The 15588-nt window shown below is 36.8% G+C and carries 15 protein-coding genes and 1 other annotated feature; all 15 genes read right to left on the bottom strand.

Going from position 1 to position 15588, the window contains the following annotated elements; translation table 11 throughout:
* On the bottom strand, positions 1-685 hold a 685-nt coding region (locus C4R78_RS08715), incomplete at its 3' end, for a GTP-binding protein (protein ID WP_146057684.1).
* An 18-nt stretch (positions 686-703) separates the two neighbouring features.
* Positions 704-2791, bottom strand: a complete 2088-nt coding sequence (fusA, locus tag C4R78_RS08710) for an elongation factor G (protein ID WP_103896670.1) — start codon at positions 2789-2791, stop codon at positions 704-706.
* A gap of 73 nt (positions 2792-2864) precedes the next feature.
* Positions 2865-3335, bottom strand: a complete 471-nt coding sequence (gene rpsG, locus C4R78_RS08705; RefSeq protein ID WP_103896669.1) for a 30S ribosomal protein S7 — start codon at positions 3333-3335, stop codon at positions 2865-2867.
* Between the two features lie 123 nt (positions 3336-3458).
* The gene (rpsL, locus tag C4R78_RS08700; protein ID WP_103896668.1) at positions 3459-3833 is read right to left on the bottom strand and encodes a 30S ribosomal protein S12; all 375 of its coding nucleotides are present in this window, start codon (positions 3831-3833) and stop codon (positions 3459-3461) included.
* A 55-nt stretch (positions 3834-3888) separates the two neighbouring features.
* Positions 3889-4128: a L7Ae/L30e/S12e/Gadd45 family ribosomal protein gene (locus C4R78_RS08695; RefSeq protein ID WP_103896667.1), complete on the bottom strand. Its 240-nt coding sequence runs from the start codon at positions 4126-4128 to the stop codon at positions 3889-3891.
* 135 nt (positions 4129-4263) lie between these two features.
* Positions 4264-7767, bottom strand: coding sequence for a DNA-directed RNA polymerase subunit beta' (rpoC, locus tag C4R78_RS08690; RefSeq protein WP_103896666.1), 3504 nt, complete (start codon positions 7765-7767; stop codon positions 4264-4266).
* A gap of 22 nt (positions 7768-7789) precedes the next feature.
* Complete coding sequence (rpoB, locus tag C4R78_RS08685) at positions 7790-11503, bottom strand: DNA-directed RNA polymerase subunit beta (protein WP_103896665.1); 3714 nt, start codon at positions 11501-11503, stop codon at positions 7790-7792.
* A 220-nt stretch (positions 11504-11723) separates the two neighbouring features.
* Positions 11724-12095, bottom strand: a complete 372-nt coding sequence (gene rplL, locus C4R78_RS08680) for a 50S ribosomal protein L7/L12 (protein ID WP_103896664.1) — start codon at positions 12093-12095, stop codon at positions 11724-11726.
* Positions 12096-12126: 31 nt separating this feature from the next.
* Entirely contained in the window at positions 12127-12624 is a 498-nt protein-coding gene (rplJ, locus tag C4R78_RS08675) for a 50S ribosomal protein L10 (protein WP_103896663.1), read from the bottom strand.
* A 35-nt stretch (positions 12625-12659) separates the two neighbouring features.
* Positions 12660-12788: a sequence feature (ribosomal protein L10 leader region), on the bottom strand.
* Between the two features lie 44 nt (positions 12789-12832).
* On the bottom strand, positions 12833-13528 hold the full coding sequence (rplA, locus tag C4R78_RS08670) for a 50S ribosomal protein L1 (protein WP_103896662.1): 696 nt from the start codon (positions 13526-13528) through the stop codon (positions 12833-12835).
* Positions 13529-13582: 54 nt separating this feature from the next.
* Positions 13583-14008, bottom strand: a complete 426-nt coding sequence (gene rplK / locus C4R78_RS08665; protein WP_103896661.1) for a 50S ribosomal protein L11 — start codon at positions 14006-14008, stop codon at positions 13583-13585.
* 26 nt (positions 14009-14034) lie between these two features.
* Positions 14035-14556 (bottom strand): transcription termination/antitermination protein NusG, encoded by a 522-nt coding sequence (nusG, locus tag C4R78_RS08660; protein WP_103896660.1) that lies wholly within the window; start codon positions 14554-14556, stop codon positions 14035-14037.
* A 31-nt stretch (positions 14557-14587) separates the two neighbouring features.
* Positions 14588-14812 (bottom strand): preprotein translocase subunit SecE, encoded by a 225-nt coding sequence (gene secE, locus C4R78_RS08655; RefSeq protein ID WP_103896659.1) that lies wholly within the window; start codon positions 14810-14812, stop codon positions 14588-14590.
* A gap of 32 nt (positions 14813-14844) precedes the next feature.
* On the bottom strand, positions 14845-14994 hold the full coding sequence (rpmG, locus tag C4R78_RS08650; protein WP_103896658.1) for a 50S ribosomal protein L33: 150 nt from the start codon (positions 14992-14994) through the stop codon (positions 14845-14847).
* A 156-nt stretch (positions 14995-15150) separates the two neighbouring features.
* On the bottom strand, positions 15151-15588 hold a 438-nt coding region (locus C4R78_RS08645; RefSeq protein ID WP_103896571.1), incomplete at its 5' end, for an EF-Tu C-terminal domain-related protein.

Here is a 15588-nt window from a genome sequence, read left to right as displayed (position 1 = left end):
TTCCTGTTATTGTAAATACGTCTTCTACTGGCATTAAGAATGGCTTATCCTTATCTCTTTCTGGTGTTGGAATGTAGCTGTCTACTGTATCCATAAGTTCAAGTATCTTTCCGCACCATTGACAATCTCTGCTTCCGCATCCACATTCAAGTGCCTTTAATGCTGATCCTACTACTATTGGTGTGTCATCTCCTGGGAATTCATATTGATTTAATAGGTCTCTTATTTCCATTTCTACAAGATCTATAAGCTCTGGATCGTCTACCATGTCTGCCTTGTTTAAGAATACTACAATGTATGGAACTCCTACCTGTCTTGCAAGTAGTATGTGCTCTCTTGTTTGTGGCATTGGACCATCTGCTGCACTAACTACTAGTATAGCTCCGTCCATTTGTGCTGCCCCTGTTATCATGTTCTTTACGTAGTCTGCGTGTCCTGGACAGTCTACGTGTGCATAGTGTCTTGCTTCTGTTTCATACTCTACGTGTGCTGTGTTGATTGTTATTCCTCTTTCCTTTTCTTCTGGTGCCTTATCTATTTCGTCGTATCTTGTTGCTTGTGCTCTTCCATACTTTGATAATACAAATGTTATCGCTGCTGTTAATGTTGTCTTACCATGGTCTACGTGTCCTATCGTTCCTATGTTTACGTGTGGCTTGGTTCTCTCAAAATGCGCCTTTGCCATTTTTTCAATCCTCCTTTATTATTCGTTGTTATTCTTTGCTCTTGCACCAACTATTTGAGCTTGGATGCTTGCTGGAACTTCTTCGTAATGGTCAAATTGCATTACATAAGTTCCTCTACCTTGTGTCTTTGATCTTAGTGCAGTTGCATAACCAAACATTTCAGCAAGTGGAACATATGCTCTTATAACTTGTGCTCCACCTCTTGGTTCCATACCTTCTATTCTTCCTCTTCTTGAGTTGATGTCACCTATAACATCACCCATGTATTCTTCTGGAACAACAACTTCAACCTTCATTATTGGTTCAAGTAAAACTGGGTCTGCCTTTTGCATACCATTCTTGAAGGCCATTGAACCTGCAATCTTGAAGGCCATTTCTGATGAGTCAACTTCATGGTATGAACCATCAAATAGTATTACCTTAACGTCTACAACTGGATATCCAGCAACTACACCTGATAACATAGCTTCTTGAATACCGCTATCAATAGCTGGTATATATTCTTTTGGTATAACACCACCAACTATATTATTAACAAATTCATATCCCTTTCCTCTTTCTTGTGGTATCATTTCTATCCAGCAGTGACCGTATTGTCCTCTACCACCTGACTGTCTTACAAACTTACCTTCAGCCTTAACTGGCTTTCTAATTGTTTCTTTATAAGCAACTTGTGGCTTGCCAACATTACATTCAACCTTAAATTCTCTTTGAAGTCTGTCAACTATAATTTCAAGGTGAAGCTCACCCATACCAGCTATTATTGTTTGTCCTGTTTCTTGATCAGTATATGTTCTAAAGGATGGGTCTTCTTCTGCAAGCTTTTGTAAAGCAAGCGCCATCTTTTCTTGGCCAGCCTTTGTCTTTGGTTCTATAGCAACGTGAATAACTGGTTCTGGGAATTCCATTTTTTCAAGTATTATTGGTTTTTCAGGATCACAAAGAGTATCTCCTGTTATAACATCCTTAAGACCAACGCATGCACCGATATCTCCTGCTCTTATTTCTTCAACATCTTCCCTGTGGTTTGCGTGCATTCTAACTAGTCTTCCTATTCTTTCCTTCTTTCCTTTTGTTGAGTTTAAAACATATGTTCCTGCTGTAAGAACACCTGAATATACTCTTACAAAGGCAAGTTTACCAACAAATGGGTCTGCCATGATCTTGAAGGCAAGAGCTGCAAGTGGCTCATCATCGCTTGCTTTTCTTATGTCTTCTTCACCTGTATCTGGGTTAATACCTTTAACTGGTGGTATATCAACTGGTGATGGTAAGTATTCTACTATAGCATCAAGCAATAATTGAACTCCCTTGTTTCTGTATGATGAACCGCAAACAACAGGAACAAGCTCTCCGCTTATAGTAGCCTTTCTTAAAGCAGCCTTTATTTCTTCTTCTGTAAGTTCTTCTCCTTCAAGGTATTTCATCATAAGTTCTTCATCTGTTTCTGCAACAGCTTCTATAAGTTGTGATCTATATTCTTCAACTAAATCCTTCATATCTTCTGGAACTTCTGTTTCCTCTGCTTGTGTTCCAAGGTCATCAACATAAATTATCGCTTCATTTTTTATAAGGTCAACAACACCTTTGAAAGTATCTTCTTTTCCTACTGGAAGCTGAATTGGAACTGGCTTTGCTCCTAATCTGTCCTTCATCATTTGAATAACGTTGAAAAAGTCTGCACCCATTATATCCATCTTGTTAACATATGCTATTCTTGGAACACCGTATTTATCTGCCTGTCTCCAAACAGTTTCAGATTGTGGTTCAACTCCACCCTTTGCACAAAAAACTGCAACAGCACCGTCAAGAACTCTTAATGATCTTTCAACTTCTACTGTAAAGTCTACGTGACCTGGTGTGTCAATTATGTTAATTACATGACCTTTCCATTGACAAGTTGTTGCTGCTGAAGTTATTGTAATACCTCTTTCTTGCTCTTGAACCATCCAGTCCATTGTAGCAGCACCATCATGAACTTCACCAATCTTATGAGTCTTACCTGTATAGAATAAGATACGTTCTGTAGTTGTAGTCTTACCCGCGTCAATATGTGCCATTATACCTATATTTCTTACTTTTTCTAAAGGAATTGTTCTTGGCACAAATACTCCTCCCTTCCTTGTGCATATCTAATACTATACCCCTAAATGTTATGCACATTTAGGGGAGTAAAAATTACCATCTATAATGAGCAAATGCTCTGTTAGCTTCTGCCATCTTATGAGTATCCTCTTTCTTCTTAACAGCTGCACCTGTATTGTTTGCTGCATCAATTATTTCATTAGCAAGTTTAACTCTCATGTACTTTTCTCCTCTATTTCTTGCAGCTTCAACTATCCATCTTATACCAAGTGATTGTCTTCTGTCTGGTCTTACTTCAACTGGAACTTGGTATGTTGCACCACCTATTCTTCTTGCTTTAACTTCAAGCAATGGCATAACATTGTTCATTGCAGCTTCAAAAACTTCAAGTGGGTCTTTTCCAGTTTTTTCTCTTATTATATCAAATGCTTGATAAACTATTTTTTGAGCTATGCTTTTCTTCCCATCCCACATTACCTTATTTATAAGCTTCGCTACAACTTTGCTGTTGTATAGTGGATCAGGAAGAACTTCTCTCTTTGGAACGCTACCCTTTCTTGGCACTTTTCTTCCCTCCTTAACATACAAATTTAATCTCATCGGTACTCGGCATATATGCCGTCAAGTGCTCCATGCAATCTATATAAACCCGAAGGAGTTTATATTGCACACAGCACCATTAAAACATTACTTCTTTGGTCTCTTAGTACCGTATTTTGATCTTTGTTGTTTTCTGTTTGCAACACCAGCAGCGTCAAGGGCACCTCTTATGATATGATATCTAACACCTGGGAGGTCCTTAACTCTTCCACCTCTTATAAGAACAACGCTGTGTTCTTGTAAGTTGTGGCCTTCACCTGGGATGTATGCAGTAACTTCAATTCCATTTGTAAGCCTTACTCTTGCTATCTTTCTTAAAGCTGAGTTTGGCTTCTTTGGAGTCATTGTCTTAACAACTGTACAAACTCCTCTTTTTTGTGGACATCCCTTTAGTGCTGGTGATTTTGATTTTGATTTAACCTTTTCTCTACCCTTTCTAACAAGCTGGTTTATTGTTGGCATTTGTGCGCACCTCCTTCCAAATTAACACATTTATAAATAAAGCAAAAATGCTTTATCACTCATTTAATATACATGCCGCTGCAGCTCCTACATCTATGCCGCAAAGAGTTCCTAACTTTTTCATGGTCTCAACAAAAACAACCTCTACATTGTTTTGCTTGCAAAGTTCTAAGATTGGAGCTGTAACCTTAGCCTCTGCATCTTCTGCAATATAAACTATCTTAGCCTGACCATTTTTTATAGCCTTTGCGGTTTGTTTAGAGCCAACAACCTTTTTACCAACAAGTTTATTCATACTAACAATCCTCCTCTTTGATGAAAGTCATAAGCTTTCACCTTCATTGAGGAAATAATAAAACGCACAAAATCAATTTTAACATCTTAATAAAATATTGTCAATAGTATAGGTTAGGGGGAATCCCCCCTAACTTTATTCTTGTTCTTCTGTTGAAATTTCAATGCTTCTGTATCTTCTCATGCCTGTTCCTGCAGGTATTAACTTACCTATTATAACATTTTCCTTCAATCCTATAAGTGGATCTATCTTACCTTTTATTGCTGCATCAGTAAGAACCCTTGTTGTTTCTTGGAATGAAGCAGCAGAAAGGAAGGATTCTGTAGCTAATGCTGCTTTAGTAATTCCAAGTAAAGTAGTTCTTCCAACAGCTGGCCTTAAGCCCATCTTAATTGCTTTTTGATTTTCTTCTTCAAACTCAAACTTATCTACAAGACTTCCTGGAAGCATGTCAGTATCTCCTGACTCTTCTACTTTTACCTTTCTTAACATTTGTCTTATTATGATTTCAAGGTGCTTATCATTAATGTCAACACCTTGTAGTCTATAAACCTTTTGAACTTCTGCAAGAAGATATGCCCTTACAGCATCTTCACCTTTAATTCTTAATAAGTCATGCGGATTTACAGAACCTTCTGTTAAGATTTCTCCAGCTTCAATTCTTTGTCCGTCGTAAACTTTAAGTCTTGATCCATATGGAATTGGATAAACTTTTTCTTCTCCATCATCTGATATAACTGTTACAATCTTTCTCTTTCTATCTTCTGTAATCTTAACAACTCCAGCTTTTTCGCTAAGAATTGCAAGTCCCTTTGGTTTTCTTGCTTCAAATAGCTCTTCTACTCTTGGAAGACCTTGAGTGATGTCGGCACCAGCAACACCACCTGTATGGAAGGTTCTCATTGTAAGCTGAGTACCAGGTTCTCCGATAGATTGAGCCGCTATAATTCCTACTGCTTCTCCTATATTTACCCTCTCTCCTGTTGCCATGTTCATACCATAGCACTTTGCACATACACCGTATCTAGTCTTACATGTAAATACGCTTCTTATCTTAACTCTTGTTATTCCAGCCTTTTCAATCTTTGTATAAACTTCATCTGTAATGTATTCATTTCTCTTTACTATTACCTCTCCAGTTTCTGGATGAACAACATCTTCAGCTGCATATCTTCCTATCAATCTATCCTTTAACGCTTCAATTACTTCGTTTCCGTCTCTAATTTCTTCTACGTAAAAACCTTCAGTTGTTCCACAGTCTTCTTCTCTAACAACAGTATCCTGTGCAACGTCAACAAGTCTTCTTGTTAAGTAACCTGAGTCTGCAGTTCTTAAAGCTGTATCTGCAAGACCTTTTCTTGCACCGTGGGTTGATATAAAGAACTCAAGAACGTTAAGTCCTTCACGGAAGGAGGATCTAATTGGCAACTCTATAATTTTACCTGATGGGTTTGCCATAAGTCCTCTCATACCACAAAGCTGTCTTATCTGGTTCTTTGAACCTCTCGCTCCTGAATGAGCCATCATGAATATAGGATTAAACTTATCAAGGCTATTCATAAGGGCTTCTGTAACTGCTTCTGTAGCCTTTGTCCAAGTATCTATAACCTTTTCATATCTTTCTTCTTCGGATATAAATCCTCTTCTGAATAGTCTTTGTATATTATCAACTTGAGCATCAGCTTCTGCAAGTATCTTTGCCTTTTCTTCTGGTATTATCATGTCTGATACTGAAATTGTTATCGCTCCAATCGTTGAATAGTGGAATCCTAAAGCTTTTATTTTATCAAGTGTTATAGCTGTTTGAGTTGGGCCATACTTTTTATATACCCTTTCAACAATCTTACTTAATGCTTTTTTATCAACTAAAAAGTCTATTTCATAATCACAAACCTTTTCTGGGTCATTTCTATCTACAAATCCTAAATCCTGTGGTATAGCTTCATTGAATATTATCTTACCAACTGTTGTTTTTACTATCTTAGATACTTTTTGTCCATTTATCTCCTTAGTAACTTTTACATTAATCTTTGCATGTAATCCTATTTCCTTTAACTGATAAGCCATAAGGGCCTCTTCAGGACATGAGAAGTATTTTCCTTCTCCTGGTTCTCCTTCCTTTTCTATAGTTAAATAATATGAACCTAATACCATATCCTGTGTTGGAACTGTAACTGGTTTTCCATCTGATGGCTTTAGTATGTTGTGGGCTGCAAGCATTAAAAATCTTGCTTCTGCTTGTGCTTCAACTGATAGTGGAACGTGAACCGCCATCTGGTCTCCGTCAAAGTCTGCGTTATAAGCTGTACATACAAGAGGATGAAGCTTTATTGCTCTACCTTCAACTAAAACTGGTTGGAAGGCCTGAATTCCAAGTCTATGAAGGGTTGGAGCACGGTTTAAAAGAACAGGATGATCTTGTATAACTTCCTCTAGTATATCCCAAACTTGTGGATTTACCCTTTCAACCATTTTCTTAGCATTCTTTATATTATGAGCTATTCCTTTTTCAACTAATCTTTTCATAACAAATGGCTTAAACAATTCTAAAGCCATTTCTTTTGGAAGACCACATTGATACATTTTAAGCTCTGGTCCTACAACTATAACAGAACGTCCTGAATAGTCAACACGCTTTCCAAGTAGGTTTTGACGGAATCTTCCCTGCTTACCCTTAAGCATGTCTGAAAGAGATTTTAAAGGTCTATTTCCAGGACCAGTAACTGGTCTTCCTCTTCTTCCGTTATCTATAAGAGCATCCACTGCTTCTTGAAGCATTCTCTTTTCATTTCTAACTATTATATCAGGAGCTCCAAGATCAAGAAGCTTTTTCAATCTGTTATTTCTATTTATAACCCTTCTGTAAAGATCATTAAGGTCTGATGTTGCAAATCTTCCTCCATCTAATTGAACCATAGGTCTTAAATCTGGAGGAATAACTGGTAAAACCTCTAATATCATCCATTCTGGCCTATTTCCTGACTTTCTAAAAGCTTCAACAACTTCAAGCCTTCTTATTATTCTTACCCTCTTTTGACCTGTGCTGTTCTCTAGTTCTGCTTTTAATTCCTTTGATAACGCATCAAGATCTATCTCCTTTAAAAGTTCCCTTATAGCCTCTGCTCCCATTCCTGCTTTAAATGAACCTTCTCCATACTTTTCTATTGCTTCTCTATATTCCTTTTCAGTTAAAAGTTGCTTTTTAACAAGCCCTGTTTGACCTGGGTCAATTACCACATATGATGCAAAGTAAAGCACCTTTTCTAGAGCTCTTGGAGACATATCAAGTATAAGCCCCATCCTTGAAGGAATTCCTTTAAAATACCAGATGTGAGATACTGGGGCAGCAAGCTCAATGTGCCCCATCCTCTCACGTCTTACCTTAGACTTAGTAACTTCAACACCACATCTATCACAAACTATACCTTTATACCTTACTCTTTTATATTTACCACAATGGCATTCCCAGTCTTTAACAGGTCCAAATATTCTCTCACAGAAAAGACCATCCTTTTCAGGTTTTAAAGTTCTGTAATTTATAGTTTCAGGCTTTTTTACTTCCCCCTTTGACCACTCTCTAATCTTTTCAGGAGAAGCAAGGCTAATTTGTATGGCGTCAAAATTATTTAATTCAAACAAGGGCACAGCCTCCCTTCATAAATTATTCTTCATCATCAAAACCCATATCTTCATCAAATAAACCTAAATCTTCTTCTATATAATCTTCCATTCCAAAATCCATATCATCTTCATTATACTCTTCACTATATTCTTCCTCAGTAGTTGTTGATGGCATTGCGACATCATCTCTTATTTCCATTGTAGCTTGCATTTCATCGTATTCTTCATCGTAATCAACATCTTCCTTAATAGTAACTTCTTGGTTATCTTCACCAAGAACTTTAACATCAAGACACAATGACTGAAGTTCTTTAATAAGAACTTTAAAGGATTCAGGAATTCCTGGTTCTGGTATATTTTCACCTTTAACTATTGCCTCATATGTCTTAACACGACCAACAACATCGTCGGACTTAACAGTTAATAGCTCTTGCAACATATGAGCCGCACCATATGCTTCTATAGCCCAAACTTCCATCTCACCAAATCTTTGACCACCAAATTGTGCCTTACCACCAAGAGGCTGTTGAGTAACAAGTGAGTATGGTCCTGTTGAACGAGCATGTATCTTATCATCAACAAGATGGGCAAGTTTTAACATATACATATATCCTACTGTTACTCTATTTTCAAAAGGTTCTCCTGTTCTACCATCATAAAGTATTGTCTTTCCATCTGGGTCGTATCCTGCTTGAATTAGGCATTCTCTTATATCCTTCTCTGTTGCACCATCAAATACAGGAGTTGCAACATACCATCCAAGTTTCTTTGCAGCTCTTCCAAGGTGAACTTCAAGAACCTGACCTATGTTCATACGTGATGGAACTCCAAGAGGATTTAGAACTATTTGTAGTGGCGTTCCATCTGGCAAATATGGCATATCTTCAATTGGAAGAACCCTTGATATAACACCCTTATTTCCATGACGTCCTGCCATCTTGTCACCAACGGATATCTTTCTCTTTTGAGCTATATAAACTCTTACGAGTTCATTAACTCCTGGTGGGAGCTCATCTCCATTTTCTCTTGTAAATATCTTAACATCAACAACAATACCAGATTCTCCATGTGGAAGCCTTAAAGATGTATCTCTAACTTCCCTTGCTTTTTCACCAAATATAGCTCTTAAAAGCCTTTCTTCTGCAGTAAGCTCTGTTTCTCCTTTTGGAGTTACTTTACCAACTAGTATATCCCCTGCTCTAACTTCAGCACCTATTCTTATTATTCCTCTTTCATCAAGGTCTTTTAAAGCGTCTTCACCAACATTTGGTATATCCCTTGTAATTTCTTCTGGTCCAAGCTTCGTATCTCTTGCTTCACATTCATATTCTTCTATGTGTATTGATGTAAACACATCATTCATAACAAGTTCTTCTGAAATCAATATAGCGTCCTCGTAGTTATATCCTTCCCAAGTCATAAATCCTATTAGTATGTTCTTTCCAAGTGCTATTTCACCTTGATCAATTGATGGTCCATCAGCAATTATATCTCCTGCTTTTACTCTATCACCTTCATTTACTATAGGCCTTTGATTTATACATGTTCCTTGGTTAGAACGTTTAAATTTTAATAATTTATATGTCTCAATCTTTCCATCCTCATCTCTCTTTATTTGAATATAATCAGCAGTTACCTTAACAACAGTTCCATCTGATTTCGCAAGAGGAATAACCCCTGAGTCCTTTGCTGCCTTATGTTCTATACCCGTTCCTACAATAGGTGCTTCAGTCTTTATAAGTGGAACAGCCTGACGCTGCATGTTAGAACCCATAAGGGCTCTGTTTGCGTCGTCGTTTTCAAGGAACGGAATCATAGCAGTTGCAACCGATACAATTTGCTTTGGTGAAACATCCATAAGGTCAACTTCATGGGGTGATACAACAACTATATCCTTCTTAGCTCTTGCTGTAACCCTTTTATCTATGAATCTTCCTTCCTCATCAAGAGGTTCGTTTGCCTGAGCTATTATATATTGGTCTTCTTCATCTGCTGTAAGATATACAACTTGATCCGTAACTCTTCCTTCCTTTTTATCAACCACTCTATAAGGAGCTTCTATAAAACCATATTCATTAACCCTTGCATAAGTAGCAAGTGAGTTTATAAGACCTATGTTTGGTCCTTCTGGAGTTTCTATAGGACACATTCTTCCGTAGTGTGAATGGTGAACGTCTCTAACTTCAAATCCTGCTCTTTCTCTTGAAAGACCACCAGGACCTAACGCAGAAAGACGCCTTTTATGAGTAAGCTCTGAAAGCGGATTAGTTTGGTCCATAAATTGTGTAAGCTGTGATGAACCAAAGAATTCCTTAATAGCAGCAACAACTGGTCTTGTATTTATAAGTTGCTGTGGCGTTGCTGATTCAAGGTCCTGAATAGTCATTCTTTCCTTTATAACTCTTTCCATTCTGGAAAGACCTATTCTAAATTGATTTTGTAAAAGCTCTCCAACTGACCTTACCCTTCTATTTCCAAGGTGGTCTATATCATCAACATAACCTATTCCATAAGATAAATTTAAGCAGTAATTTATAGTAGCAAATATATCATCTTTTATAATATGTTTTGGAATAAGTTGATTCATTCTCTGCCTTATGGCATCTTTTATATCATCCTCGTTGTCAAATTCGTCAAGTATTTCTTTTAATGTTGGGAAGTGAACAAGTTCCTTTATATTTAAATCGCTTAAATCATAAGGCAATCCTAATTTTGTTATATCTACAAAATTATTTCCTATAACTCTTACTGGTTTTCCCTCAATCAAAACTTCAACTACGTTTACACCGCTATGCTGAATTAATTGAGCTTTTTCCCTATCTATTTTTTGTCCTTCTTCTATTAAAATTTCACCAGTAAGAGGATGAGCAATAGTATGAGCAGCTATTTGATTTACAATTCTATTTGCTAAAGATAGCTTTTTATTAAACTTATATCTACCAACCTTTGACAAATCATATCTCTTTGGATCAAAGAATAATCCCTCTAAAAGAGCCTTAGCACTTTCAACTGTAGGTGGTTCACCTGGTCTTAATCTTTTATATATTTCTAAAAGGGCATCCTCTTTTGTCTTTGTGCTATCCTTTTCAATTGTAGCCCTTATATGTTCATCTTCGCCAAAAAGGTGTATTATTTCATGATCTGATCCAACTTCCATTAAAGCTCTTATAAAAACAGTTAAAGGCAATTTTCTCGTTCTATCCAATCTTACATATAAAACATCATTAGAGTCAGTTTCATACTCAATCCACGCACCTCTATTTGGGATAACCGTAGATGAGTAGAGCTTTTTGCCGGATCTGTCTATAGTTTCAGCATAGTAAACCCCTGGAGATCTTACGAGCTGGCTTACTATAACCCTTTCTGCTCCATTTATAACAAACGTTCCTTGTTCAGTCATTAATGGGAAATCTCCCATATAAACTTCCTGTTCTTTAACTTCTCCCGTTTCCTTATTTACCAATCTAACCTTTACCTTTAACGGAGCTGCATATGTAGCATCTCTTTCTTTGCACTCTTCAACGGTATACTTTATATTATCATAATCTAATCTATAATCTATAAACTCAAGAATTAGATTCCCTGTGTAGTCAGTTATAGGATTTACGTCTTCAAAAACCTCTTTTAGACCTTCTTCGAGAAACCACTTGTAAGAATTGAGCTGAACTTCAATAAGAAGCGGCATATCGATTACTTCTTTGATTTTGCCAAAGCTCATTCGGGTTCTTCTTCCCACTTTTATAGGATGCACCATTAAATCTCACCCCTTGCTTAAGATAAATGCAGCACCTTAAAACTCCATTTTAATAGTTTTAACTATTAGCCTTCAAATTATACAATATATTCCTTTAAAAAAACAATAAAATCCCATTATTCATGCATTTTATTATACTATCACAATAAATTCAAGCTGTCAAGAAAATATTCAAAAAATGCAAAGCGCTGGCTTAAGCCAGCGCTTTTTAAAAACTAAATTACTTAATTTCAACAGTTGCTCCAACTTCAGCAAGCTTTGCTTTGATTTGTTCTGCTTCTTCCTTGCTTACGCCTTCTTTTAATGTCTTTGGAGCACCATCTACAAGTTCCTTTGCTTCCTTTAATCCAAGACCTGTTATTTCTCTTACAACCTTGATAACCTTTACCTTTTCTGAACCAGCATTTGCAAGTATTACATCAAATTCAGTCTTTTCTTCAGCTGCTGGAGCTGCTGCACCTGCTACTGCACCAGCTACTGCAACTGGAGCTGCAGCGCTTACACCAAACTTTTCTTCACATGCTTTTACTAATTCATTTAATTCAAGAACAGTCATATTTTCTATAGCTTGAATAATTTCTTGTATTGTCATTTACAAACACCTCCATTAAAATTTTTATTAATTATGCATTAGCTTCTTCTTTTTGTTTTCTAATAGCATCAAGCACATAAACAAACTTCGCAACTGGAGACTTGATGCTTCCAAGGAATTTTGCAAGAAGAACTTCTTTTGGTGGAATCTTTGAAAGTTCTTTAACTTTAGCAGTATCAAATAATTGTCCTTGAACAATACCTGCTTTTAGCTCAATAGCCTTATGATCTTCAGCAAATTGAGCAAGTATTCTTGCTGGTGCTGTTGGATCATCATAGCTGATTGCAAGAGCAACTGGACCTTCAAGGTAGCTTTCTATTGCATCAAAGCCAACTTCCTTTGCTGCTCTTAATGTCAATGTGTTCTTAACTACCTTGTATTCAACGCCAGCTTCTCTCATCTTTTTACGAAGCTCAGTGTCTTCTGCAACAGTTAATCCTTTATATGATGTTAAAATTATAGCTTGTGCCTTTTTAAACTTTTCAACAAGCTCTCTTACTTTTGCTTCCTTGATTTCTCTGTTGCCCACTTTGTGCACCTCCTTGCCCTTTATTCATGAGGCCTTTTACAAATATAAAAGGCCTCTCCGTAGACATAGAGAGGCCTAAATATCCTATCTAAAACCTCGGTAGGTTGGGATACCCCGTTACGCCTTTCGGCACCTACTGTCTACGGTTTGTTTCCTTATTCAATTTACAACGTTTATATTATAACATCATATAATAACGTTGTCAATATTATTCAAGAACTTTTAAAGGATTTATCTTAATTCCAGGTCCCATTGTGCTTGAAACAACAACACTCTTTATATATTGTCCCTTGGCTGCAGCTGGTTTTGCCTTTATTATAGCTTCCATTAATGTATGGAAGTTTTCAACTAGCTTTTCTGGACCAAAGGACTTCTTTCCAATTGGAACGTGAATTATACCTGTCTTATCAACTCTGTATTCAACCTTACCAGCCTTTATTTCTGCTATTGCCTTAGCAACATCAAATGTAACTGTTCCTGATTTTGGGTTTGGCATTAATCCTCTTGGACCAAGAATCTTACCTAATCTACCAACAACTCCCATCATGTCTGGAGTTGCAACTACAACATCATAATCAAACCAGTTTTCTCTTTGAATCTTATCAACAAGCTCTTCAGCACCTACATAATCTGCACCTGCTGCTTCTGCTTCCTTTGCTTTTTCTCCCTTTGCAAACACAAGTACTTTAACCTTTTTACCTGTTCCATGTGGAAGAACTACAGCACCTCTAACTTGTTGATCAGCATGTCTTGGGTCAACCCCAAGTCTTACGTGAGCTTCTATAGTTTCATCAAAATTAGCCTTTGCCGTTTGAACAGCAAGCTCCATTGCTTCTTTTGGTGTATAAAGAGTATTTCTGTCAACTAACTTTGCTGCTTCTAAGTATTTCTTTCCTCTTTTCATCTTTATCCCTCCTCGTGGTATTAACGGTTTTTACCTCCCACGCCGTAGCGTGAATTATTCTACAACTTCTATACCCATGCTTCTAGCTGTTCCTTTAATCATGCTTATAGCAGCTTCTAATGATGCAGCATTTAAGTCTGGCATCTTAAGTTCTGCTATTTCTCTTACTTGATCAATTGTTACTTTTCCAACCTTTTGCTTGTTTGGAACTGGTGAACCGCTTTCAATTCCAGCAGCCTTCTTTAATAGAACTGAAGCTGGTGGTGTCTTTAATACGAAGCTAAATGATCTATCCGCATAAATTGTGCAAACAACAGGTATTATAAGACCTGCTTGTTTTTCAGTTTTTGCATTAAATTCTTTACAGAATTGCATAATGTTTATACCATATGGACCAAAAGCTGGACCAACTGGTGGAGCTGGTGTAGCTTTTCCTGCTGGCAATTGAAGCTTAACAATACCTACTACCTTCTTTGCCATATTTTAGCACCTCCTTAAATTGAACATTATAATATTTTTTCAACCTGGTTGAAATCAAGTTCGACAGGGGTCTCCCTTCCGAACATGTTAACCAGAGCTTTAATCTTTCTCTTTTCTTTGTTAATTTCTTGAATTTGAGCTACAAAACCTACTAGCGGACCTTTTACGATCTTTACATTTTCGCCAACTTCAATATCAATATCCACAACTGGCTCCACTATTCCCATAGCCTCAACTTCCTCATCAGTCAAAGGAACAGGCTTTGATCCAGGTCCGACAAAACCTGTAACACCTCTTGTATTTCTTACCACATACCATGATTCATCTGTCATAATCATTTTAACTAAAACATATCCTGGATACTTCTTTCTTTGAACAATCTTAGTTACTCCATTTTTTTCTTCAACAACCTCTTCCATAGGAATCTGAATATCTAAAATAAGGTTGTGAAGATTTCTATTCTCTATTGTTTTTTCTAAGTTTGCTTTTACTTTATTCTCATATCCAGAATATGTGTGAATAACATACCATCTTGCCTTGTCCGCCATAGTTTAAGGGACCTGAGGGTCCCTCCCTCCTTTATCTTATATATTCTAATATTTTCTTAAGCACAAATCCAAAAACTGAATCCATAATCCAAATTAACACAGTAAATATAGAAAGCGTGGCTAAAACAATGCCTGTAGTATTTACTATCTCTCTTCTTTCAGGCCAAGTAATCTTTTTAAATTCGGCTTTTAACTCTTTAAAATATTTTAATAATTTATTTTCTGCCATTTTATCAACTTTAACCCCTGCAGACATAAAAAATTCACATCCTTATTAACATAAAAGAATTACTTTGTTTCCTTATGAATTGTGTGTTTTCTGCAAAATCTGCAGTATTTTCTAAGTTCTAATCTGTCTGGGTCATTTTTCTTATTCTTTGTTGTATGATAATTTCTTTGTTTGCATTCTTGGCACGCTAGTGTAATTTTAACCCTCATTCCTTACACCTCCTAATCTTAGCGAAATGCCACAGCTTAATTGCACACTTCTTTTTTACATTATCATAAATGTATTTTAATGTCAATATAATTACAAATAAAAGCGGAAGTCGCCATCGAAAGGGTGACTTCCGACCTTCGACCTCCGACTAATAATTATTCAATAATCTTAGAAACAACGCCAGCGCCTACTGTTCTTCCACCTTCTCTTATAGCAAATCTTAATCCTTCTTCCATTGCTATTGGTGTTATAAGTTCTACTTCCATTGTTACGTGGTCGCCTGGCATGCACATTTCTACGCCTTCTGGTAACTTAATTGTTCCTGTAACGTCTGTTGTTCTGAAGTAGAATTGTGGTCTGTATCCGTTGAAGAATGGAGTATGTCTTCCTCCTTCTTCCTTCTTTAATACGTATACCTGTCCTTCAAATTTCTTGTGTGGGTTTACTGTTCCTGGCTTCGCAAGAACTTGACCTCTTTCTATTTCATCTCTGTTAATTCCTCTTAATAATGCTCCTATGTTGTCTCCTGCTTCTGCTACATCAAGAACCTTTCTGAACATTTCTACTCCTGTTACTACTGTCTTCTTCTTTTC

Origin of the sequence: Caloramator fervidus (assembly GCF_900108045.1) — a bacterium.
GTDB lineage: Bacteria > Bacillota > Clostridia > Clostridiales > Caloramatoraceae > Caloramator > Caloramator fervidus.
This window is presented reverse-complemented; position numbering and strand designations above follow the sequence as displayed.

Excerpts from the sequence above, each read along its gene's own strand:
- rpsL (WP_103896668.1), bottom strand. The coding sequence starts at position 3,833 with ATGCCAACAATAAACCAGCTTGTTAGAAAGGGTAGAGAAAAGGTTAAA.
- C4R78_RS08695 (WP_103896667.1), bottom strand. The coding sequence starts at position 4,128 with ATGAATAAACTTGTTGGTAAAAAGGTTGTTGGCTCTAAACAAACCGCA.
- rpoB (WP_103896665.1), bottom strand. The coding sequence starts at position 11,503 with ATGGTGCATCCTATAAAAGTGGGAAGAAGAACCCGAATGAGCTTTGGC.
- rplL (WP_103896664.1), bottom strand. The coding sequence starts at position 12,095 with ATGACAATACAAGAAATTATTCAAGCTATAGAAAATATGACTGTTCTT.
- rplA (WP_103896662.1), bottom strand. The coding sequence starts at position 13,528 with ATGAAAAGAGGAAAGAAATACTTAGAAGCAGCAAAGTTAGTTGACAGA.
- rplK (WP_103896661.1), bottom strand. The coding sequence starts at position 14,008 with ATGGCAAAGAAGGTAGTAGGTATTGTTAAGCTTCAATTGCCAGCAGGA.
- nusG (WP_103896660.1), bottom strand. The coding sequence starts at position 14,556 with ATGGCGGACAAGGCAAGATGGTATGTTATTCACACATATTCTGGATAT.
- secE (WP_103896659.1), bottom strand. The coding sequence starts at position 14,812 with ATGTCTGCAGGGGTTAAAGTTGATAAAATGGCAGAAAATAAATTATTA.
- rpmG (WP_103896658.1), bottom strand. The coding sequence starts at position 14,994 with ATGAGGGTTAAAATTACACTAGCGTGCCAAGAATGCAAACAAAGAAAT.